Annotated in this window: 1 protein-coding gene; it reads left to right on the forward strand. The window is 64.4% G+C overall.

Features of this window, described 5'->3' with window-relative positions; genetic code table 11:
- Positions 1-120: 120 nt before the first annotated feature.
- The coding region (locus tag YU9_RS44095) for an amino acid adenylation domain-containing protein (RefSeq protein WP_245266734.1) at positions 121-1,211 on the forward strand (1,091 nt) is incomplete at its 3' end.

Here is a 1,211-nt window from a genome sequence, read left to right on the forward strand (position 1 = left end):
CCCGCCGAGCGCGCGTATCTGCTGGAGGAGCTGAACCGGACGGCATCGGCCTATCCGTCGGACGTGTGCATCCATGAGCTGTTCGAGGCACAGGTTCGCCGTGCGCCGGACGCGGTGGCGGTGGTCTNTCAGGACCAGCGCGTCAGCTATGGCGAGCTCAATGCGCACGCCAACCAGCTGGCGCATCATCTGATCGGGCTCGGGGTGAAGCCGGATCAGCCGGTGGCGATCTGCGTTGCGCGCAGCGTGGCGATGGTGGTCGGGCTTTTGGCGATCCTCAAGGCGGGGGGCGCCTATCTGCCGCTGGACCCGGCCTATCCGTCGGCGCGGCTGCACCAGGTGCTGGAGGATGCGGCGCCCCACCTGTTGCTGGCCGATGCGGCGGGGCGATCGGCGCTGGGCGACGATGCGCTAGCCGATGTGAGCGTGGTGGATCTGGAGACGGCCATGCCGGCGTGGGCAAATCTGCCGGCGTCGGATCCGGACCCGCGTGCGCTTGGGCTGACCTCGCGCCATCTCGCCTATGTGATCCACACCTCCGGCTCAACCGGGACGCCCAAGGGCGTCATGATCGAGCATGCGAGCACGGTGAACCTGCTGCATTGGAGCAGCGGAGTCTTCACGCGGTCAGAGATCAGCCGCATGCTGTGTTCGACCTCGATCAGTTTTGATCTGTCCATCTATGAATGCTTCGTTCCGCTGTCGCAAGGAAGCACGCTGTATCTCGTCGAGAATGCGCTGGCGCTGGCCGAGAGGTCCTCGGATGTCTCCTTGATCAACACAGTGCCTTCGGCGATCGCCGCTCTGGTCGACAGGAAAGCAGTGCCGGCTTCGACCAGCGTCGTCAATTTGGCGGGCGAGTGGCTGACGGCGGAACTGATCGAGAAGATCTTCGCGAGCAGTCGGGTCCAGAAGATTTGTAATCTGTACGCGCCTTCCGAAACTACGACGTACTCGACCTGGATGTGCATGCGAAGGGGAGAGGCTATCGTTGAGACGATCGGCCGCCCGATTGCGAACACGCGGGTGTATCTGCTTGACGGTCATGGCGCGCCCGTCCCGTTTGGCGCGGTGGGAGAGCTTTACATTGGCGGGGCGGGGGTGGCGCGCGGCTACCTGAACCGGCCGGATCTGACCGCAGAGCGGTTCATCGCCAGTCCCTTTGTGGAAGGCGACCGGCTGTACAAGACCGGCGATCTGGCGCGCTATCT

The organism is Bradyrhizobium sp. WSM1743 (assembly GCF_000473065.1).
Taxonomy (GTDB): Bacteria; Pseudomonadota; Alphaproteobacteria; order Rhizobiales; family Xanthobacteraceae; genus Bradyrhizobium.